This is a genomic window from Bacillus nitratireducens (genome assembly GCF_001884135.1).
GTDB lineage: Bacteria > Bacillota > Bacilli > Bacillales > Bacillaceae_G > Bacillus_A > Bacillus_A nitratireducens.
Genome location: NZ_MAOC01000011.1, coordinates 1 through 210, shown reverse-complemented (window position 1 = coordinate 210; position 210 = coordinate 1). Strand labels below are relative to the sequence as shown.

Genomic DNA, 210 nt, shown 5'->3' with positions numbered 1-210 from the left:
TACGCCTGCTAATGCTTTTTGGCTCTCTTTATCTACTTTTGTAATTTCTACTGAACCTTTATCTAGCAATTCGTTCTCTACTTTTATTGATAAAACTTCCGTCATACCTTTTTTGATTTCGAACGATACTGGTTTTGCTAGGTTTTTATATCCTGGTAAGCTTTCTACCTCTACTAGCTTATATTTCCCTACTGATAAATCTGAAATTGT

At 33.3% G+C, this 210-nt stretch carries 1 protein-coding gene; it reads right to left on the bottom strand.

The genetic code is table 11. From position 1 onward, the window contains the following. On the bottom strand, positions 1 to 210 hold a 210-nt coding region (locus tag BAU23_RS04500), incomplete at both ends, for an MSCRAMM family protein (protein ID WP_131802502.1).